The sequence below is a fragment of the Vibrio pomeroyi genome (assembly GCA_041879425.1).
Classification (GTDB): domain Bacteria; phylum Pseudomonadota; class Gammaproteobacteria; order Enterobacterales; family Vibrionaceae; genus Vibrio; species Vibrio pomeroyi_A.
Window position 1 is genome coordinate 256,141 of the sequence record CP090855.1, and the last position, 21,389, is coordinate 277,529.

Annotated in this window: 17 protein-coding genes and 1 pseudogene; 5 read left to right on the forward strand and 13 right to left on the reverse strand. The window is 44.9% G+C overall.

Going from position 1 to position 21,389, the window contains the following annotated elements:
• The first annotated feature begins 49 nt into the window (after positions 1-49).
• Positions 50-1,864: a methyl-accepting chemotaxis protein gene (locus L0992_17150; GenBank protein ID XGB69770.1), complete on the forward strand. Its 1,815-nt coding sequence runs from the start codon at positions 50-52 to the stop codon at positions 1,862-1,864.
• Between the two features lie 93 nt (positions 1,865-1,957).
• On the opposite strand, the gene L0992_17155 is transcribed toward L0992_17150, so the two are convergent.
• The 4 genes and pseudogenes from L0992_17155 to L0992_17170 form a co-directional block, all read right to left on the reverse strand.
• Positions 1,958-3,541, reverse strand: a complete 1,584-nt coding sequence (locus tag L0992_17155; protein XGB70368.1) for an ABC-F family ATPase — start codon at positions 3,539-3,541, stop codon at positions 1,958-1,960.
• 312 nt (positions 3,542-3,853) lie between these two features.
• A complete protein-coding gene (locus tag L0992_17160) occupies positions 3,854-4,540 on the reverse strand; it encodes a RimK/LysX family protein (protein ID XGB69771.1) in 687 nt (228 codons plus the stop codon).
• Positions 4,541-4,551: 11 nt separating this feature from the next.
• On the reverse strand, positions 4,552-5,736 hold the full coding sequence (locus L0992_17165) for an aspartate/tyrosine/aromatic aminotransferase (protein XGB69772.1): 1,185 nt from the start codon (positions 5,734-5,736) through the stop codon (positions 4,552-4,554).
• A gap of 225 nt (positions 5,737-5,961) precedes the next feature.
• A pseudogene (locus L0992_17170) lies at positions 5,962-6,332 on the reverse strand (helix-turn-helix transcriptional regulator).
• A gap of 132 nt (positions 6,333-6,464) precedes the next feature.
• Between L0992_17170 and L0992_17175 the strand changes: the two are divergent.
• On the forward strand, positions 6,465-7,850 hold the full coding sequence (locus tag L0992_17175; GenBank protein ID XGB69773.1) for an MATE family efflux transporter: 1,386 nt from the start codon (positions 6,465-6,467) through the stop codon (positions 7,848-7,850).
• 113 nt (positions 7,851-7,963) lie between these two features.
• Here L0992_17175 and nrdG read toward each other — a convergent pair whose 3' ends face one another.
• Positions 7,964-8,434 (reverse strand): anaerobic ribonucleoside-triphosphate reductase-activating protein, encoded by a 471-nt coding sequence (gene nrdG, locus L0992_17180; protein XGB69774.1) that lies wholly within the window; start codon positions 8,432-8,434, stop codon positions 7,964-7,966.
• Positions 8,435-8,586: 152 nt separating this feature from the next.
• On the reverse strand, positions 8,587-10,707 hold the full coding sequence (gene nrdD / locus L0992_17185) for an anaerobic ribonucleoside-triphosphate reductase (protein XGB69775.1): 2,121 nt from the start codon (positions 10,705-10,707) through the stop codon (positions 8,587-8,589).
• A 303-nt stretch (positions 10,708-11,010) separates the two neighbouring features.
• Here nrdD and L0992_17190 point away from each other — a divergent pair, with 303 nt between their 5' ends.
• Positions 11,011-11,886 (forward strand): endonuclease/exonuclease/phosphatase family protein, encoded by an 876-nt coding sequence (locus L0992_17190; GenBank protein ID XGB69776.1) that lies wholly within the window; start codon positions 11,011-11,013, stop codon positions 11,884-11,886.
• A 145-nt stretch (positions 11,887-12,031) separates the two neighbouring features.
• On the opposite strand, the gene L0992_17195 is transcribed toward L0992_17190, so the two are convergent.
• From L0992_17195 to L0992_17215, 5 genes are all read right to left on the reverse strand, one after another.
• Positions 12,032-12,463, reverse strand: a complete 432-nt coding sequence (locus tag L0992_17195) for a YeeE/YedE family protein (protein ID XGB69777.1) — start codon at positions 12,461-12,463, stop codon at positions 12,032-12,034.
• Positions 12,463-12,924, reverse strand: coding sequence for a YeeE/YedE family protein (locus tag L0992_17200; GenBank protein ID XGB69778.1), 462 nt, complete (start codon positions 12,922-12,924; stop codon positions 12,463-12,465). Before L0992_17200 ends, L0992_17195 begins: the two co-directional genes overlap by 1 nt.
• 198 nt (positions 12,925-13,122) lie before the next feature.
• Positions 13,123-14,355 (reverse strand): glycosyltransferase family 4 protein, encoded by a 1,233-nt coding sequence (locus tag L0992_17205; GenBank protein XGB69779.1) that lies wholly within the window; start codon positions 14,353-14,355, stop codon positions 13,123-13,125.
• 99 nt (positions 14,356-14,454) lie between these two features.
• Positions 14,455-14,919, reverse strand: a complete 465-nt coding sequence (locus tag L0992_17210; GenBank protein XGB70369.1) for a GNAT family N-acetyltransferase — start codon at positions 14,917-14,919, stop codon at positions 14,455-14,457.
• 22 nt (positions 14,920-14,941) lie between these two features.
• Positions 14,942-16,039, reverse strand: a complete 1,098-nt coding sequence (locus L0992_17215) for a ketoacyl-ACP synthase III (protein ID XGB70370.1) — start codon at positions 16,037-16,039, stop codon at positions 14,942-14,944.
• A gap of 122 nt (positions 16,040-16,161) precedes the next feature.
• Here L0992_17215 and trxC point away from each other — a divergent pair, with 122 nt between their 5' ends.
• A complete protein-coding gene (trxC, locus tag L0992_17220) occupies positions 16,162-16,596 on the forward strand; it encodes a thioredoxin TrxC (protein ID XGB69780.1) in 435 nt (144 codons plus the stop codon).
• Positions 16,597-16,709: 113 nt separating this feature from the next.
• Here the strand turns inward: trxC and L0992_17225 are convergent, their stop codons facing one another.
• Both L0992_17225 and L0992_17230 read right to left on the reverse strand, forming a co-directional pair.
• Complete coding sequence (locus L0992_17225) at positions 16,710-18,377, reverse strand: GMC family oxidoreductase N-terminal domain-containing protein (GenBank protein XGB69781.1); 1,668 nt, start codon at positions 18,375-18,377, stop codon at positions 16,710-16,712.
• Positions 18,370-19,977, reverse strand: coding sequence for a long-chain fatty acid--CoA ligase (locus L0992_17230; GenBank protein ID XGB69782.1), 1,608 nt, complete (start codon positions 19,975-19,977; stop codon positions 18,370-18,372). Before L0992_17230 ends, L0992_17225 begins: the two co-directional genes overlap by 8 nt.
• Before the next feature lie 370 nt (positions 19,978-20,347).
• On the opposite strand from L0992_17230, the gene L0992_17235 reads away from it, so the two are divergent.
• Entirely contained in the window at positions 20,348-21,373 is a 1,026-nt protein-coding gene (locus L0992_17235) for an AraC family transcriptional regulator (protein ID XGB69783.1), read from the forward strand.
• The last annotated feature ends 16 nt before the right edge of the window (positions 21,374-21,389 follow it).

Below are 21,389 nucleotides of genomic sequence, written 5' to 3' on the forward strand. Positions count from 1 at the left end.
CAAGAATAAATTAACATTGATGTTTGTCATCGTTATTTTCGCGATGACAATGATTCAAACATATATAACAGGGAAGCAACTTCTTAACGAAACCTACCGCTCTATTCAGCAGTATTCGACAACCCTAACCAATGCCAATGTATCAGGTATTGAAAAATGGGTTGCAGGACGTATCAACGTGGTTAACGCCGCCAAAGATGCGTTCAAATACACCGATGACCCAACCAGTTACTTCACGCAGAGCACCAACGCAGGTCAATTCCAAATTGCTTATGCTGGTCTTTCTGATGGCCGCTTTCTACAAGGTGTAGACTTGCCGGTGCCTCAAGGTTATGACCCTCGTACCCGTGATTGGTACAAAAAACCAATGGCAACGGGGCAAACCGTAGTCACTGAACCCTACATTGATGTGGCAACCAATGACCTTGTGGTCACCATCGCTAGCCCATTTAGCACTAACGGTTATTCCGGCGTTATTGGCGCAGACCTTAATCTCAATACATTGATCAAAGATGTCGTAAGTATCGAGCAGCCTGGTGTTTACGCATTTCTTGTCGATGGCGAAGGTAATATCGTTGCCCATAGGGATCGCAATCTAACGCTTAAATCGGTTTCAAACATTTCAAGCAACCTATCAGCTCAAAAGATTCAATCACTCGCTCGTGACCCAGAATTTGAAGAACTGACAATCGACGGTGCGGAATCTCTACTCTCGGCACAGAAAGTCCCACACACCGATTGGTATTTCACGGTTGTTATCGATAAAACCAAGTCTTTTGCCTCTTACCGTTCACTGCTTCGTCAATCGGCGATCTTTGGCCTTATACAACTTGCCGTTATCGCCTTTGTGGCAATGTTTATCATCAAGAAGGCGCTGGCACCATTAACGACGCTAAGCTCGGCGATGGAAGCACTGTCTAAAGGTGATGGTGACTTAACACAGCGCATTACGGTAAACAGCAAAGACGAAATTGGCACGTTAGCGCATCACGTCAACGCCTTCATCGCTAAGCTTCAAGAGATCGTGCGTGATATTGCTGACTCTTCTCATCAGCTTAACCAGCAATCCGAAGTCAGTACCAATGTTGCGCGCCAAACCAGTGAAGGCTTATCGGTGCAACTTCATGAGATTTCGCAAATTGCCACGGCGGTACACGAGATGTCAGCAACGGCAGAAGAAGTGGCAAACAACGCTCAAATGACGGCCGATTCCGCGATCGGTTCTACGGAAAACTGTGAACAAGGCAAGCAAGTGATCATTCGTAACCAAGATTCGATCACCAACCTCGCCCAGCAAGTTGAGAACGCATCAGGGATCATTCAAGAAGTTGAGAAAAATGCGCTGGATATCAATGCGATATTGGCAACAATTTCAGACATTGCAGAACAAACCAACCTACTCGCTTTGAATGCAGCTATTGAAGCAGCACGTGCGGGCGAACAAGGTCGTGGCTTTGCGGTAGTGGCTGACGAAGTTCGCGTGCTGTCTCAGCGTACGCACAGTTCAACTGACGAGATTCGCGAAATGATTGAGACTCTGCAAAAGAACAGCGTGAGTGCTGTGGAGTCCATGCAGCGCAGCCAAGATTTAGCACAATCCAGTGTAGATGATGCAAACAACGCGACGACAGCATTAGAAGAGATCGCGACGTCGATCCAACAGATCTCGGATATGGCCTCACACATCTCAAATGCGGCGTCTGAACAAAGAACCGTAACTGGAGAAGTGAGCAAGAACATTCAGTTAGTTAATGATGTGTCAGACAACATGTCGACTGAGGCAGATAACTCTCGTCAACTTTCTGAAGAACTGCGTGGCATCGCCCAACAGTTGAACACCCAAGTACAGTTGTTCAAATACTAGTTAGGTATTTAGATCTGGCCCAAACAAAAAGCCCCCGACCACTTATGTGTTCAGGGGGCTTTCTATATTCTCATGTCGATGAAACGTTAACTGTTATAGGTTAACCATCAACATCTTTTTCTGATGATCTAGGTACTCTTCGTAAGTACCTTGGAAGCTCACTAGCTGCTGGTCTTTCACATCAATGATATGTGTTGCCAATGAAGATACAAACTCACGGTCATGGCTCACGAAGATAAGCGTGCCAGTGTAAACCTTAAGTGCATCGTTTAGGGCTTGGATTGCTTCCATGTCCATGTGGTTGGTTGGTTCGTCCATTACAAGTACGTTGATGTCTTGCATCATTAGCTTGCCGAATAACAGACGGTTCTTCTCACCACCAGAACAGTTACGAGCTTTCTTATTCGCATCGTCAGCTGTAAACAGTAGACGACCAAGAATGCCACGTACCATTAGGTCATCGTGCTTCGCTGTGCGCCATTGTGAGATCCAATCGAAGATACTCAGGTCGTTATCAAAGTCCTTAGTACTATCTTGTGGGCAGTAACCTACAGAAGCATTTTCAGACCATTTAACGATACCTTCGTTCTGCTCTAGCTCTTGAACGAGACAACGTAGCAGCGTGGTTTTACCCACACCGTTCTCACCGATAACCGCAAGGCGTGTACCCGCTTCAAGCAGTAAATTACCACCAGCAAACAGTGTTTCGCCATCGAAGCCGTGACCAAGTTCTTGAAGTTCAAGCGCTTGACGGTGCAGTTTCTTGCCTTCACCGAAATCAATTGATGGGCTCATACGGCTCGATGATTTCACTTCATCAAGCGTGATTTTGTCCATTTTCTTAGCGCGTGAACTTGCTTGCTTCGCTTTAGATGCGTTAGCACCAAAACGGTTTACGAAGTCTTGCAGCTCGCTGATTTCAGCGGCTTTCTTAGCATTGCTTGCTAGAAGTTGTTCGCGAATCAAGCCAGACGCTTCTAGGAAGTACTCGTAGTTACCTGGGTAAATACGTAGCTCACCGTAGTCGATGTCCGCCATGTGCGTACATACAGAGTTCAGGAAGTGTCTATCGTGCGAGATGATGATCATTGTACATTTACGTTGGTTTAGCTCTTCAGCCAGCCAGTTGATCGTATGAATGTCCAAGTTGTTGGTTGGTTCATCAAGTAGCAAGATATCTGGGTTTGCAAACAGCGCTTGTGCCAATAGCACACGTAGTTTCCAACCCGGAGCAACTTGTTGCATCAGACCAAAGTGGAACTCTTCCTCGATACCCGCTTGAATCAGGATGTCACCCGCACGGCTTTCTGCTGTGTAGCCGTCCATTTCTGCGAATTCGCTTTCAAGTTCAGCGACTTTCATACCGTCTTCTTCGCTCATTTCTGGCAAAGAGTAAATACGGTCACGTTCTTGTTTTACTTCCCACAGCTTTCTGTCGCCCATGATTACAACGTCGATAACGCTGTATTGTTCGAATGCGAACTGATCTTGGCTCAAAACACCCAGTTTTTCTCCTGGAGTGATAGAAACGTTGCCCGAACTTGGCGTTAGTGCGCCACTTAGGATTTTCATGAACGTTGATTTTCCGCAACCATTAGCGCCGATCAAACCATAGCGGTTGCCGTTACCAAATTTAGCAGAGATGTTTTCAAACAGCGGCTCTGCGCCAAATTGCATTGTGATGTTCGCGGTAGATATCAAAGAACTAATTCCTAAGCGTGTACTGACAGATAATTATTAGGCAAAAAGACGTGCCTAAATAAGAAGTACGAAAGTATGGATTAAACATAAAACGAAGCGCGGATTATATAGAGATCAGGATCACATTGTCGAGGTTAAACAGTGAACGGATAGCGAACAATGGACAATTAAATGCATTTCGTCGGTTATTACGCCATAAATAGAAAAAATCCCCGCTAATTCCATCAGCAGGGATTCAATTTATCAAAACAGAAACGTCAGATTGAGTCAGAACTCATAAACTTAAATCTATTTAGTGATTTTCTTCTGAACGTATTTTTTGCTCACGTCGACAACCGCAACATCTCTAAAGAAGCTTCTACCCAACAGAAGTGGGAAAGAAAGATGCGTTCGGTCGGCTAGCGTAAATTCAGTTTTGTCTTTTAGATCGCCAATTTGAATCGAAGCAACAACAACAGCGCGTCGTTGTGTACCTTCAGCACTTGATTGCTTGATCTTAACCCAGCGTTCTACTGGTAAGCTGATCTCTTCAGTTGTAATGCCGTCGTGTTCAATCTTGAACTTAACCCAGTCTTTGCCGTCACGTTCAAAATCAACAATATCAACAGCACTGATTGAAGAGGTTGTCGCGCCTGTATCGACACGTGCTTTAAATGCTTCTTTTAACCCAGGAACAAACACCCACTCTTCTTCACCAAGAATCAGTTTTCCGTCACTTGTTTTTCTAACTTTCTCTACTGGCTTTTCAACAGGTGCAGGTTTCACTTCTGGTTCAGTTGGTTTTACTTCTTCAGGCTTCTCTGTAGGTTCCGTTACTTTCTCGCCTTCTGTTGCGTCAGTTTTTGAAGAGTCATCTACAACAGGTTGTTCAATCTGAGGCTTTTGCTCTGGCTCGACAGGAACTTGAGTCGTCGTCGAACAAGCAAACAAGCCGCCACTTAACATTAGGGTAATAATCGCTTTCCAATTATACATTCAGTCACCTTCTATTTTGATACGTTGGCTATCGCTTTTGCTACATAAGGAATATGGGATTCAGAAAGACCTGCAATATTGATGCGTCCATCATCAACACCGTAGATGCCATATTCTTCACGTAATTGATTCATTTGAGTTTCTTTAAAGCCTAGTACAGTAAACATACCTTTATGGCTTTCAATGAAATCAAATTGTGACGTGTTATAAGTATTTCGCAATTCATCACATAAACTTTGGCGCAGATTTAACAGACGTTGCTGCATTTCACTCAATTCTTGCTTCCAAATCGTTGTTAACTCTTGATTCTGAAGAATTGTTTTCACCAAAGCTGCACCGTGATCTGGCGGCATAGTGTAAGTTGAGCGCGCAAGCGTCAGTAGCTTACCTTTTGCGTTGCCAACGTGTTCGCTGTTTTTGCCAATCACAATCGCAGCGCCCGTTCTTTCACGGTACAAACCGAAGTTCTTTGAGCAAGAGGTAGTAATTAACATCTCTTCAACGTTGTTCGCCATATGTTGAAGACCTTTCGCGTCTTCTTCTAGGCCATCACCAAAGCCTTGATAAGCAATATCAACGAACGGTAAGAAACCATTCTTTTGCGATAACTTAGTGATTTCCTGCCACGCTTCAAAATCGATATCCGCACCCGTTGGGTTATGACAGCAACCGTGCAGTAGTACCACGTCTGATGGACCCGCTTTTGAAAGGTCATCCAACATTTTTGCAGTATCAACTTGCTTCGTTTCAGGACTGAAGTAATTGTAGTAGCGAACTTTTAAGCCTGCCGCTTCCATCACAGGTTTGTGGTTAACGTAGCTTGGGTTTGAAATCCAAACTGTGGTGTCCGGTTGAGAAACTTTCATTAAGTCACCCAACATACGAAGTGCGCCACTTGCACCCGGTGTTTGAATCGCTGCAACGCGATCCATTGCAGAAGTCCCTTTAAGCAGCAGATCAACCATGCTCTGATTAAACTCTTCACAGCCTGCTAGGCCAACGTAAGCTTTGGTTTTCTGAGTCTCAACAACGATATCTTGAGCCTTAGACACGGCTTTCATGATCAGAGTTTCGCCTTGGTCGTTTTTATAAACGCCAATGCCTAGATCGACTTTGTCAGTACGAGTATCGCCGCGGTAAGCAACAGAAAGAGATAGAATTGGATCTAAAGTTGGTTTTGGTAGATGTGAAAACATGAAAGTCACAACCCTTTGAAATTCAAGTAATGGATTTCACGTTAACATTTTCGTACTAAAATCAGAAACATTTTTTAATAGAAGCGCTTAGTTACCATAAGTAATCAGAGATTGGTCGTTTCAAACGGATAAATAGTGCAAATTTCAAACACCTAATGACCCATTGCACAATTCAAAGCGCTTTATTTCTATGTGTCGATACGTCTTATGTTGCCATATGCCCTATTAAGATTGAGCACTCTGTTTGAATTGTCTTGGTGTCATTCCTGACCACGCCTTAAACCGAGTGCTAAAGTTAGCGGCATTTGGATATCCGACTATCTCGCCAATGTGTTGAATCGACCAATCACTTGACCTGAGCAGCCTTGCTGCGTACTCCATCCTCATACGCATAATATGAGTCATCGGGCTATGAGAATAATAACGCTGGCACAAGCGATGAAAGTGCGGCTCTGAACACAGGAATAGGTTTGCTAGCTCATGCACGTTCCACATTGAACGATACCTAGCTCTTCGAATGCCAATACATGGCTTTGATCGACAAACTCTTGATGCGTCTTTTCAGAGATCTCGTACCGTTCTTGTTTTTCACTCATTCCACTGCTAACTCGTTCATGTTGCCAAACCACTAAAGTGGATAGTTTGACAAAAGTTTGTGATGAACCTGAACAATACAGCTAAAACAAATGCCGATAAACTTCTCGCATATTCACTAGAGGGGAAATGCGATGCTCTCGACATATCGTCATTTAGACAAAGAATTTTGGCAAAAGCTATTACACATCGGTTTACCTGTCTCACTGCAAACCATGTTGTTTTCATTGCTCGGCGTGGTCGATATTTTCATGGTCAATCAGCTTGGTGATGCAGCAACCGCAGCAGTGGGCGTTGGCAACCGTATCTTCTTCTTTAACTTGATCATGGTTTCCGGAATCAGCGGTGCCGTCAGTGTGCTAGCTTCGCAATATTTTGGAGCGGGCGATTTCAATGGCATTCGACGTGTCCTGTCGCAATCTTGGGCGTTGTCTATCTTTGCCATCATCCCTTTTGTTTTGATTTACACATTGGTTCCTGAATCAGTCGTGTCTGTAGTGGCCTCAGACCCTGATTACGTCCGCTTGGCAACGGATTACCTTTGGATAACAGGAGCCAGCCTTATTGGTACCGCGATCGTCGTGCCGTTAGAAAGCGCATTGCGATCGGTTGGTGAAGCCAAATTGCCCACCAAGATCAGTATTTGGGCAATCATCGTTAATGCGATTCTCAATGCGCTGCTGATCTTCGGACTGTTCGGTTTCCCAGAACTCGGCGTGGTTGGCGCAGCGATTGGCACCACAGTTTCTCGAATCTTTCAGACGGTTGCATTGCTTGTTATGGCGAGAAAACATTACGCGCATCTATTCCCTACAATTGAGAGTTGGCGTGACGCAATCTTACCTAAGCACAGAAAGAAGTACTTTAAGATTGCTATTCCTATGTTAGTTCACGATACGGCATGGGCTGGCGGGATACTGATATACAACGTCATTGTTGGTCAGATTGGCGTTGGCGAACTGGCGATCATCTCTTTGTTATCGCCAGTGGAAAGTATCTTAATTTCAGCCTTCTTAGGCTTTGCCGTTGCCGCCTCGATCATTCTAGGCAATGAGATCGGTGCGAAGAATTATCAACGTGTTGAAAACACCGCTTGGGGCTATGTACTTGTGAGTTGTGCGCTTGCGACACTATTGGCAGCGCTGTGTTTTATCGCCAAGCCAGTCATTGTTCAGTTAATCGATTTCACGCATCTGGAACTCAAAGATACAGCGGTCAACGTCGCGTTAGTTATGGCGGCTGGGATGATATTGAGAGTATTCAACATGGTTGGTATCGGAGGTGTGTTAAAAAGTGGTGGAGACATCAATTACAGCATCTTCATCGACATATTCGGCCAGTGGGCAATTGGCATTCCCCTCGCCTATTTCACCGCTTTGGTGCTGGGCTGGTCTTTAGAATGGGTGTTGATGATTGTGTTACTGGAGGAGTTAGCGAAGATAGCTTTAACCAGCCAGAGGATTCACTCTAAGAAATGGATCAACAACTTAATAGAAGAGCCCGATAAGGTCACTGCTTGAATGGCAGTTTAAGCGAATAAACGAAAAGAACTCACACCCAAGGGCCGATTGGTTGCATTGCACTACCATGACGCCCTTTTTCGTTTTACGAGTGTGCTAAGTCACGACAACCGTTATATATCAGTAAATCGATGGATGATTTGGTTTGAACTACCACGCCAATCCAACATCGGATCCGCTTTGTCTTGCTCAAAACGACCATCAATCAAGGTATCAACGTATTCCAATACTTGCTTCTGCTTTTCATCCAATTCGTCTAGCTCGTACCCCGTCCACATCCAGATATCTTTGCCTTCACATTCCGCTTTTACACGCTGAACCAACTTGAGTACTTCAGACACGTTCGCAGGATGTAGAGGATCACCACCAGATAGCGACAAGCCACGACGTTTGATTCGCGGATCATTCAGATCAGCAATAATGTGGTCTTGAAGTTCTTGAGTGAACAAATGCCCAGAATCCAGCCTTTGCGTCGATTGGTTATAACACCCACGGCACTGGTGTACACAACCTGACACAAACAAGGTGCAACGTGTGCCAGGGCCGTTTACAACGTCGATTGGGTGGTATTGATGATAATTCATAAGGCAGTATTGAAAGCTCGTTATTACTTAATAGTTTGAAGTGAAGTGCTGTCACAGCTGAAGCGAAAGTATTGGTATCGACATAGCGCCGATACCAATCTTATTTCTTGGAAACCTAGTTCTTCTAAGTAAGCTAATGATCTTAGAGCTGACTAGAGATGCTTCACGCGGCGTTTAACTTCTTCTTGCTTACCGAAGTTAAATGGTCGTGCATCTGGGCTACCTAGGTAACCACAAACACGACGTGTTACCGATACTTTGGTTGAGTCATGGTTGCCACACTTAGGACACGTAAAGCCCTTGCTTGTACAATCAAATTCACCGTTGTAACCACACTCGTAGCACTCATCAATCGGTGTATTCGTACCGTAGTAAGGAACACGCGTGTAGCTGTAATCCCATACGTTTTCTAGTGCTTCGATGTTCTTCTGCATGTTCGGGAACTCACCGTAACAGATAAAACCGCCGCTAGAGATTTCAGGATAAGGCATCTCGAAATCGATCTTGTCGTATGGGTTCACTTTCTTCTGCACATCTAAGTGGAAGCTGTTTGTGTAGTAACCACGGTCCGTTACGCCATCGATCACACCAAACTCTTTGGTATCGATGCTGCAGAAACGGCTACATAGGTTTTCACTTGGTGTGCCGTACAGGCTGAACGCGTAACCAGTCTCTTTGGTCCAAGATTCCACTTCACGCTTCATGTACTCCACCAGCTCAAGCGCTTTAGCACGCATTTCGCCATCGTCGTACAAGTGAACGTCGGTACCGTAAAGAGCTGTCATCGCTTCGTGGATACCAATGTAACCAAGAGAAACAGAAGCACGGCCGTTCTTGAAGATATCGGCAATAGAGTCATCTGCTTTCAAGCGAACGCCACATGCACCTTCCATATATAGGATTGGAGCAACACGTGCTTTCACGTTTTCTAGACGAGAGATACGAGTTTCTAATGCACGACGAGCAAGCTTGAGCTTTTCATCAAGCAGCTCGTAGAACTTAGCCATATCTTGTTTTGCGTTAATCGCAATACGTGGCAAGTTCAAGCTAACAACACCTAGGTTGTTACGACCTTCATGAATCAACTCACCGTTTTCTTCGTATGTATTCAGAAAGCTACGGCAGCCCATCGGCGTTTTAAATGACCCTGTCACTTCTACTACTTTGTCGTAGTTAAGAATGTCTGGGTACATACGCTTAGACGCACACTCAAGCGCTAATTGCTTGATGTCGTAGTTTGGATCTTGTTTCTGGTGGTTCAAACCATCTTTGATTGCAAAAACCAGTTTAGGGAATACCGCTGTTTTACGGTTCTTACCCAAACCTGCAACGCGGTTTTTCAAGATAGATTGCTGGATAAGTTTTGAACCCCAGCTTTCGCCTAAACCAAAACCAAACGTCACGAATGGTGTTTGACCGTTAGCTGTGTGCAGCGTGTTTACTTCGTACTCCAGAGATTGGAATGCGTCGTAACACTCTTTCTCTGTACGAGAGATAGCAAAAGCTTCTGGGCTATGAATGTCCCACTCTTTCGCTAATGATAAATGCTTCTCGTAGCTCGCCATTACGTAAGGTTCTAAAACCTCATCGATACGGTTAATTGTAGTACCGCCGTAAATGTGGCTCGCCACTTGTGCGATGATCTGTGCTGTTACCGCTGTCGCCGTAGAAATAGACTTAGGCGTGTCGATTTCTGCGTTACCCATCTTGAAGCCATGCGTTAACATGCCTTTCAGATCGATAAGCATACAGTTAAACATTGGGAAGAACGGTGCGTAGTCTAGATCGTGGTAATGAATGTCACCACACTCATGAGCTTGTACGATGTCACGTGGCAAAATGTGAGTTTTCGCATAGTGTTTAGCCACGATACCCGCCAGCAGGTCACGCTGAGTTGGGATAACTTTGCCGTCTTTGTTGGCATTCTCATTGATCAGATCCACATTGCTTTCTTCGATCAAACCTTCGATCTCACGAGTTAAAGCGCTTTGCTTTTCACGTGCGATGTCGCGGTCATGACGATATTCAATGTAGGCACGAGCCAGAGACTTATAAGGTCCCTGCATTAGCTCGTTCTCGACCATAGTTTGAATTTCAGAGATATGAACTTCATCGTAGTCTTCGAGCTTCAACTCAACTGCTAATGCCACATTCAGTGCATAAATAGCAATTTCCTTATCGGCTTTGTCTGATGCTGCTTCCACTGCAGCTTGGATGCGATCTCTACTGAATGGAGCCCTTGAGCCATCACGCTTGATTACGATTGATTTCACCACTTCTCCTTACTCTTGAGGTATTCACAGACTTATCCACAAACACACTATATAGAGCGACTTATCGTTTAACTAACACTAGATATTGTGGCGTATTTAACGAGAACCACCAACTTTGAGTATTGATTTGGATCAATAAAAAGAGAACGCTGACTAAGATCAATTCAATATTATTACGCTAGTTCTCAAGTCGAAAAGAAACAATGTAACAATAAAAAAACTGCTAAAAAGAGTTGAATTTTCGGTAAGTGTTGTAGGATAACGGCTCATCAATATTGGAAGACAAAATTAGGGATATTTGGCATGAAACGACTTCGAAACTGGATAACGTTGGGTTGCTTACTCAGTAGCCACGCATTTGCTGAACCTTTGACCATATCCAGTTGGAATATCGAATGGTTATCAACCAACGAGGCTGTGAATAAGTTTTCCGCCCAACGTGATCAAGCTGATTTCGATAAACTCAAACAGTACTTCCAATCTTTAGACGCAGACGTGGTTGCTTTTCAAGAAGTCGATGACGCAGATGCCATTCAGCGTGTGTCTGGCGATCAATACAAGATATTGATGTCTGACCGAGCATTACCAGAAAACAGTAACCGCCAGTTCAAAGAAGTGAACCAATACACAGGCTTCGCAGTTCGTAAAGGAATCACACTTACCGACTATGCTGACTTTCCTCTGGAATCGAGTTCTAACAGCAAGCTTAGGTTTGCCAGCTATGTGGTCGTTGATACTGACTCAAAACCAATTCACATGTTGTCTGTGCATTTAAAGGCAGGCTGCAGCGGGGCGTATAAGTCTAACCGCGATTGTTCACGCCTAAAAGACCAAGCTCTGCAACTGAACAAGTGGATAAAGCAAAGAGAGCGCAATAACGAAGACTACGCCATTCTGGGCGACTTCAACCATAACCTATCCTACTCAAGAGATTGGATGTGGAAGGATTTAACTGAAAACACGGATGCTCGTTTAGCGACAAGAAAGACCCGTGCGGATTGTAAGGTTCGCTCAAATCGTAATAACCACCGCACACACCAATTCCGCTCTGTGATTGATCACATTGTGGTAAGCGACTCATTGAGTGCGTCACCTGCGAAACAGAAGGTATTTGAAACGCAAGATGTGCTGGATTACAAACTCAGCGACCACTGCCCAGTTTCAACGACTATTAAATAGTGAAATTAGATAACGGTAGATCATAGATAACGGCAAATAATAGAAACAATAGATATAGAAAGAGGCTGACTGGCTTTCTTGCTGAAAGCGAGTCAACCTCTCAAATGCTCATATCAAGCCTATTCGATAAGAGGTAGGTTTAACGTTAGCAAGTTTTATTCATTCGACCTGCCAACCACATTCCCGCCAGCATGCTTATCATAAACACCCACACGGTTGGGTTACCGCCACTGAGACTCGTCACCGCAGGTCCTGGACAAAAGCCTGCCAGCCCCCAACCGAGTCCAAACGCTGTTGAACCTAGAATCAGTTTTCTGTCGATTCGAGGGTTGTTACGGCTATCTAACGGCTCGCCATTGATTGCTTTAACGCACTTTTTAATGACTAGGTGATAAAACGGAGCGAATACCAGTAGCGCACCGCCCATAACGAATGCCAAGCTGATATCCCAATTGCCAGTAACATCTAAGAAGCCAAGTACTTTGTTCGGGTCAACCATACCAGAGATGATCATACCCGAGCCAAACAAGATCCCAGCCAATAAACCAACAATGATAGTAAATGAAGAGTTTTTCATTACGCCCCCAATCCCATCAGGTTCTTGATAAGCACAGTTACTATTGCCACACCCATGAATACACACGTTGCGATAATCGAGCGCTTAGACAAACGCGCCATTCCCACAATCCCATGTCCGCTAGTACACCCGTTCGCCGTTTTTGTACCAAAACCGACTAACAGGCCAGCGATAACGACTACCAAGAGGTTCATCTCTTCCAATTGAGGGAGTTGGTAACCGGTAGGAATCAACAACCAACCACTTACGACCATTCCAACAACAAATGCAATGCGCCAATGCTTGTCAGTTTTATCTGTATCCACGCCTTCGCTTTCTTTGTTGCTGGTGCCAACTAGTAATAAACGGCTAACAATGCCACTAATACCTGCAACTCGACCAATGCCCAACATTAAAACAATGGCCGACACACCTAACAACATGCCACCGAAAAAAGCATCCCAAGGAATCAAACTAAGCACAGACCTCTCCTATCAACAAACATCATAAACTCATAACAACCTTTAAATTAGAGTTTACTAATAAATATAAATTAGTCAATGCTAATATAAATTCCCTCGCTTATGCTTATGTTTGTTTTGATTTACTATCCAGCCAGCACAAAAAAGCCCTTAGGCGTTAACCTAAGGGCTTATGGTTTCATTTGAACTGTATGTCAGTTACTTAATCTTGTTCTTTTCAGCTATCCACTGGGACATGTACTTAGTACTTGCCATGCTGTGGTGCTTAAGCATCGAGCCAAAGAAGTTATCCAGTCGATGAGATTCAAGTTCAGAATCTAGCGTAGTCAATCGCTCGATTAATTTGTCGCCCAGTTGATTCTGTTCATAGTGCGCTTCAAGAATTGAATGACATTGGCTTTGAGCCTCAAGCCACCTCTCTTCATCTTTATAGAGAGCGACAGCTTGTTCAACAAACTCATCGATGTCATCAGCCACTGCACCCGGCCATTGCAGTTCGCCTTGCGGTAACATGCCTTCACTACCGATCTCACTCGTCACGTTTGGAGTTTGCAGCTTCATCGCATCAAGCAACTTACCTTTAATGCCAGCACCAAAACGTAATGGCGCAACACAAACACGCGCATCTTCCATCACTTCTTGAGCGTCTTTCGCCCAACCTTTGATATGGAAACCGGTTTTAGGGTTATGCAAAGCCGTTGCTTTCGGTGGCGGATAAGATCCGTAAATATGAAGCTCAGTGTCTGGTAACTGCTGACGAATCTTCGGCCAAATCTTCTGTAACTGAAGCACAGCATCCCAGTTAGGCGCATGTCTAAAGTTACCTATCGTCATGAAATGCTTACGTTCTTCAAAACTTTTCGTGCTTTCAGGTAGCGTATTGAGGTCAACCATGAACGGCAGATGATGTAACAGTTTTGGATCAATATTGAATTCAGATTGCAGCAATTCCATCTCGTAGCTTGAGATGATCAACGAAAGATCACAGCGCAGAATCGCAGCAATTTCACGTTTCGCCAAATCACTGTACAGGTACTCTTTCGTTAACTCTGTCTCTTTCTTAACGGCTTCGTGTCGAGCATTACGTAGGAACTGTAAATCTTCAGTATCCAATAACTTAAAGGCATTCGGACATACCTTCTCAACGCGCCAGCCGAATTGCTCTTCCATCATAAAGCGGTCAAACATTACAACATCAGGTTGCAGCTCTTCGATGTACTGGTCAAAGCTATCGCAATTTAGCTGAATAGATTGGCTTGTGATTCCCTCTTCAGAGAGATCAATCATGTGCTCGGTTTCTTGAGCTGGCGTTGCGAACTCAACAGACCAACCTTGTCTCTTAAATAGACGTAATAGAGACATCATATGGCTGCCAGCCGCCGATGAATTCGGTTCTGGCCAAACGTAGCCAATTGCTAAAACTTTCTTCAAAACACTTCCTAAGAAATAACAAAAGGGACTGTAAAAGTCCCTAATTAATCGTAAATCGATTTATACCGCTGATTATAATTGGTTCTAAGAACTCAGCGATCAGATTCGTTCACCCACATTGCGAGCTATCATAAGCACTTCATCCGCAGAGTACAGGTTTGAAATCGTGGTTTCGACTTCTGCGCCCAACGTCGATTGATAAAGCTTTTGTGCAAAGTTGTCTACTCTGGTGGTCACTAATACATGCTTTAGTGTCGAGCCTTGCTCTGCTAGCTTCTGCTTCACTTGCGGTAAGGAGTCTAGAATCAGCTTTTTGCCTAATCCTTGCCCCTGCACGCTCGGTAACACAGCAAGTTGCTCTAGTTCCAAAACAGCTTCAGGTCTAAACCCACTCTTTTGCACCCAAATAATGTAGCCGACAATCTCGCCTTCGTTCTCAGCAACGAAGTTAAGAAAGCGTGGCGCAGCATTTAAGTTACATTGTAACCAATCTTTGGAGCTTTGCTGTCGAACAAAACTAGCTTGGTGAACTAAAGCCGCCCCATCGAGGTCGGCTTCTGTCATAAAACGAACTTGCACCATGCTGCTACTCGTTCTCAGAATTAGGACGCGTTTTACAGTGTAAAATGGCTCTTTCTAGAAGCTCTAAAGCCGACTTGTCCGCTTCTGGCAGCTTAGCGTCCGATTGGCCTAACGGTTCAACACGGCTGCCCCACTTAATATGACCAGCACCCCAAGTTAAACCGGCACCGAATGCCGCCACAAGGATGTTTGAGTTAGGTTTAACAAAGCCTTGCTCTAATGATTCACACAATGCAATCGGCACAGTCGCAGCCGACGTGTTGCCGTAGTTTTGAATGTTCACAAACGCTTTCTCACGCTCAATGCCCGCCATATCACACAGAGTTTGAATGATTCGGATGTTTGCTTGGTGTGGAATCACAACATCGATGTTGTCCGTTGAGATACCCGTACGGCTCAATACTGTGTGTGCTGCTGCACCCATGCCTTTAACCGCACGTTTGAAGATCTCTTTACCTACGAAATCAAAGTCCCAGTAGCCATTGTCAGCAGCGAAGCGATCCATAGAAGTACCGAACTTTGGTACTGCTAGAATATCGCGGCCTTCGGCGTCACAACCGATCTGCGCTTCTTGCAGGCCAACTTGCTCTTCAGTGCGCGATAGAACTACAGCGCCTGCGCCGTCACCGAATAGAACCGCAGTATCACGCTTGGTCCAGTCAATGAAGAATGAAAGACGTTCTGCACCGACAACGATAGCATTGCGGTAGTTACCCGCTTGAATCAATCGAGTTGCGGTTTCAACACCGTAAATGAAACCTGTACATGCTGCGTTAAGGTCAAAAGCCGCTGCGCTCTTGATGCCTAGGTTCTGTTGAACTTTAGACGCAGTATTTGGAATAAGAGAATCAGGGCTGCACGTTGCGATGATCACGAGATCGATATCTTCGGCAGTAAGACCAGCACACGCCATTGCGTGTTGAGCAGCAACAGTCGCTAGCTCAGAGGTATTTACATGACTGATACGACGGTTCTCGATACCAGTTCGAGTACGAATCCACTCGTCAGACGTATCAATGAAAGTGCTTAAATCATCATTGGACAGCACGGCTGGTGGCAGACACTTTCCCCAGCCAGTAATCTCGGCGTAAAATTTTGTCATCATTTACCTGTTTATTGTTTGTTTTTATTTAAGTATCGTATTCTTGTTTTAAACAGTATAAGCGTTCCGTGCGTGATTCGTAAATCGCGTTAGACACGGAGTTGCAATAAAAAGAGAAAGTTATGTCTACATTCAACACACGTTGCCCTTCTTGCGGTGGCGTAAACCGAGTTCCTTCAGAACGAATTTCAGAAAGCCCAACTTGTGGTAAATGCAAAAACGCATTACTAGATGGCGCGCCAATCGAAGGCACATCATTGAATTTCCAATCTATTTTGAACAGTTCACAGCCTGTGGTTGTCGATTTCTGGGCAACATGGTGTAACCCATGTGTGGGCTTTGCGCCTGTGTTCAGCGACGTTGCAAAAGAACGCTCTGGAGATGTTCGATTCATTAAGGTTGATACCGAAGCTCAACAACAACTTGCCGCAATGTACCAAATCAGAAGCATTCCTACTGTGATGGTATTTAAGGATGGTAAACGTGTCGACACGATCAACGGTGCGTTACCAAAAGGTCAATTTGATCAATGGCTTAATCAAGCTCTAACTAAGTAAGTAAGTAAGTTTCGGTTCTTTTAGTAATCAGCAAACAAAATGGGTTAAGGAACCTTAACGGATAAGGCTCCCTAACCTATTGTAAATCCAACTGTTATTTCTAATCTGTGCTTCTAACCCGTCATTTCGTGTTCTGCGCTCTCATTCTCGCCTAGCTTGTTTACATCATCTTCCTTAACCAAGCTATATTGATCTTTAATCTGATCAGCGACTTTCTCAGCAATCATTATGGTTGGCGCATTGGTATTAGCCCCGACTAATGTCGGCATAACCGACGCATCAATGACTCTTAAGTTATTCAAACCATGGACTTTAAGATCTTTATCCACTACGGCTAAAGAATCACTACTAGGCCCCATTTTACAGGTTCCCACAGGGTGGTACTGGGTATCTGAACGATTACGGATATCTTGTTCAATCGCCTTGTCATCATTGGCATCGACCGGATAAAAAGCATTACCACGTATATCATCGAACGCTTCGCTTTCTAGCATCTGATATTGCTTTTTCCACCCTTTTATCATGATTTCCATATCATCAGGATGGCTGAAAAACGCTGGGTCGATCTTCGGTGGATCGTAAGGATCGGCGGTGTTGAGTGTCACGGTGCCATGGCTTTTTGGCCTAAGTAAAGTGACATGTGAGGTAAACCCATGACTGGTATGAATTTTTCTCGCATGGTCATCGACTACTGCGACCACAAATACAAACTCTAAATCCGGCACAGCGATATGATCATCGGAACAAAGAAAACCGATTCCCTCTGCGAAGTTGCTGCTCATCTTGCCACGGCGTTCTTTGTGCCATAAAGGCAATGCTTTAGTCATTTCAGAGGCCATTTGCAGCGAGATACCAAAAGTTTCGCGCTTTTCACTGCACTTATATGAGTGAACTAAGTCGATATGATCTTGCAGGTTCTTACCCACTCCCGGTAACTCATGAACTTGCTCTATGCCATGAACCTTCAATTCATCTTTAGAACCAACGCCCGATAGCAACAGCAACTGAGGAGAGCCAAAAGCACCTGCAGACAAAATGACTTCCTTGTTGCATCGGATCTGATAACGTTTGCCGCTCGATCCGTATTCAACCCCGACCGCTTTCTTATCCTCAAACAAGACTTTATGTGTGGTTGCTTTAGTGACCACAGTGAGGTTGGAACGCGATAGATTCGGTGTTAAATACGCCTTGGCCGCACTACATCGTTCACCATTCAGCTGAGTCACCTGCGTCGGCATGGCACCAAATTGAGCAGCACCGTTGATGTCTTCATTGCGAGGAACACCTATCGACTCACACGCAGTTAAATAGCGTTCCAACATTGGGCTTGGCGACCTAAGATTCGCCACATTTAATGGACCACCTTGGCCATGGTACTCATCTTGGTGAACTTCGTTATTCTCTGCTTTTTTAAAGTAAGGCAGGCATGACTCATAGCCCCATCCTGCATTACCTAAACTTTCCCACGTGTCATAGTCATAACGATGTCCACGAGCATACATCATTGCATTGATAGAGCTAGAGCCGCCGAGTGTCTTACCCCTCGGTTGATAGCCCTTACGGCCATTTAAACCCGGCTGTTCAACGGTCTCGAACGCCCAGTTATTGAGTTTGGTTGGCATCATCGCCACAACACCCACTGGAGTATGGATAAAGGGGCTCGTGTCTTTGCCACCGGCTTCGAGCAAACAAACGGTCGTATTTGGATCTTCTGACAATCGAGAAGCCATCACGCACCCCGCAGAGCCACCTCCTACAATAATAAAGTCATAGTTATCCATTGATTGCCTCCGCAACTTCTAAAGGGTGTAGCTCTCGCTTTAAGATTTTTCCTGTTGCCGTCATGGGTAACGCGCTACGAATGAATACTTTACGAGGGTATTTGTAATCGGCCAATTGTTCTCGACACCATGCCATTAACACTTTGCTGTCACATTGTGTATGCTCGTGTAGCACCACATGGGCATGAATCTCTTCCCCCAACTGATCATGATGTTCGCCAACCACAGCCACCATCTCGACATCCGGGTGACACATCAACACTTCTTCGATTTCTCTCGGATAAACGTTATAACCGCCTCGGATGATCATGTCTTTCACACGATCAACAATGAACAAGTTACCGTGCTCATCAACGCGTCCGATATCGCCTGTTAAAAACCAGCCATCTCTGATCGCTTCTGCCGTTGCTTCAGGTCGTTGATAGTAACCTTTCATAACACTTGGGCTCTTAATGCACACCTCGCCCAATTCTCCCATTGCGACGGAGTTGCCTTGTACATCAGTAATCTTGATAAGGTGACCACACAGCGGCTGACCAACACTGCCCGAGAGGCGATCACCATCAATGTGATTGAAAGTCGCGACTGGCGCCGTTTCAGATAAGCCGTATCCTTCCAATACTGGTAATTCAAAGCGTGATTCAAACTGACGAATGACCTCAAGTGGCATCGAAGCACCACCAGACACCCCAAGCCTTAGGCTATGTTTAACCTGTTCAGACCGTTTGCTTGTTTGTTCTGAACTATCAGGAGACTCTTCTCCCGCCTTTAGCAGCGCAATATACATGGTGGGAACGCCAGCAAAGACACTCACTTTATGGCTAATGATCTGGTCAATCACCAGTGACGGCTCAAAACGTGGAATCAAGACCATGGTTGACCCCGTCAACACGCTCGCGTTCATCATTACTGTTTGGCCAAAACTGTGGAACAGAGGAAGCGTGGCCATCGTCGTGTCGCTGTATTCCAATCTCATAAGATACTGTGACGACATCGCATTGGTTTGCATGTTGGTGTGTGAAAGCTCAGCGCCCTTTGGCTGACCTGTGGTACCCGAGGTATACAGAATTACCGCGGTATCATCGCCATGACACGCTACAGACTCAAATGAATCCAAAGGTTGTGCCAGCCAATCTGCAATCGTTTCTTGATGATCATGGTTTTCTGAGAGCGTGGATGTTGCGCCGTTTAGTATTGGCATAGACACGAAATGTTCGCAGTTATCGGCCTGCGCAAAACCTTGTAATCCATAGCGCCCAATGGGTAGCTCTTCACTGCCCTCAAAGCATAAATAAGCTTTCGCGTCAGAGTCATTGAGGTGATAAGCGATCTCTCTGGCCTTAAACAACACGTTTAAAGGCACTACGACACAGCCTGCTTTTAGAATACCGTAATAAGCAATGGGGAAATAAGTCACATTGGGACACGACAACGCGACCTTGTCGCCCTTTTTTAACCCAAGTCGTTCTAAATTGGCAGCTACCTTCCCAGCAAGTTGTTCCAACTGAGCGAAGCTGACTTCATCCGTGCCCATACGCAGAGCGGCTTTAGTTGGAAACAGCGAAGCGCTACGTTCCAAGTTAACAGCAAGATTGTGCATCCATGATCTCCTTATTTGGCTAGACCTAACGGTCACATTCACCTTAGACGTTTTAATCGTTGTAATAAGTGTTGTCTTTGTTGCTATCAGAGCCTGCACATTGGCGTGTCATGTAGGAAAAAGTCGTTATTGAGCAAAATGTTTGAGACGTTCCAATGTGCAACCCATCAAATTACAACATTTTGATAACATATCGAACAGGTTTCAAAAAGACAAAAACCGGTGATATTCGGACACAGCTCAATCAGACCTTGTAAAACCTTGAACACATCAAGCAAAAGTTTGAACAAGCTTAGGAAAGTGAGAACAAGCAACAGGCGTAAATGTTAAAAGTTCGGTTAAGATGACGATATTCAACAAGAGGCATCCTATGGAATACACCGCAGTCTACGAACCCGATATGCAAGCATTCGGCATTCTTGATCTTCAATTACTGCATCGATATATGTCACCTGCGCTTAATATCGAAGCGTTGTTGGAAGGCAGTAACATTGATGATCTTCAGCTCAACACGCCAGACACGCACATTACCTTGGCGCAAAAGTTGGCGGTGTTTAGCAATGCACTGGCGAACAGTGACGAAGGCGGTTTAGGGTTAAGAGTCGGCCAACAAGCACGGTTTAGCGACTTTGGTGTTTTGGGTTATGCGGTATTCAGTAGCGAAACGCTGTTAGATGCTTTGCTGATTGGGTTTAAATATCTCCAACTTGCCGGCCCGGTGTTGAGAAAAACCATGTTGGTAGAAGATAACGTTGGATACTTTAGAGCAGAACAGCTGATCGACTTGGACTCTCTGCTGCCATTTTGTTGCGAATATTGGTTCGCGGCAATTCAAAGCCTGTGTGAAGAAGTCCTGCAACAGCCCTTTCCATCCCAAGTGATCCGCTTCCCTTATCCGAAACCAGAATACGGTGACCTCTATACCGAGATTTTCCGTTGCCCAGTTGAATTTAATAGTGATCGCCTCGAATGGCAGTTTGATGCAACCAGCTTGTACTCGCCTCTTCCTACGGCCAATACCATCACGTTACAGATGTGTCTTAAATCATGTGATGACATGTTGGCAAAAGTCAGTGCGTCCACCAGCCTTAAAGAAAAGGTGTCGCAAATGTTGCTTGAGAGACCAGGAAGTTACCCATCGATAGAATCAATCTCTTCAGAACTGGGAATGTCTTCTCGTACACTGCGTAGACACCTCAAAGCTGCCGACACCAGCTATCAGAAGATACTCGACCATGTTCGCTTTCATCTTTCCCGACACTACCTGTCTTCGACCAAAATGAGCATTGAGGAAATCTCTGAGCGTGTAGGGTTTTCAGATAGCGCGAACTTTCGTCATGCCTTTCGCAAATGGAGTGGAAACTCGCCACGCCAATACCGTAAAGAAGCGGTCTAACAGAAAATCACGCATT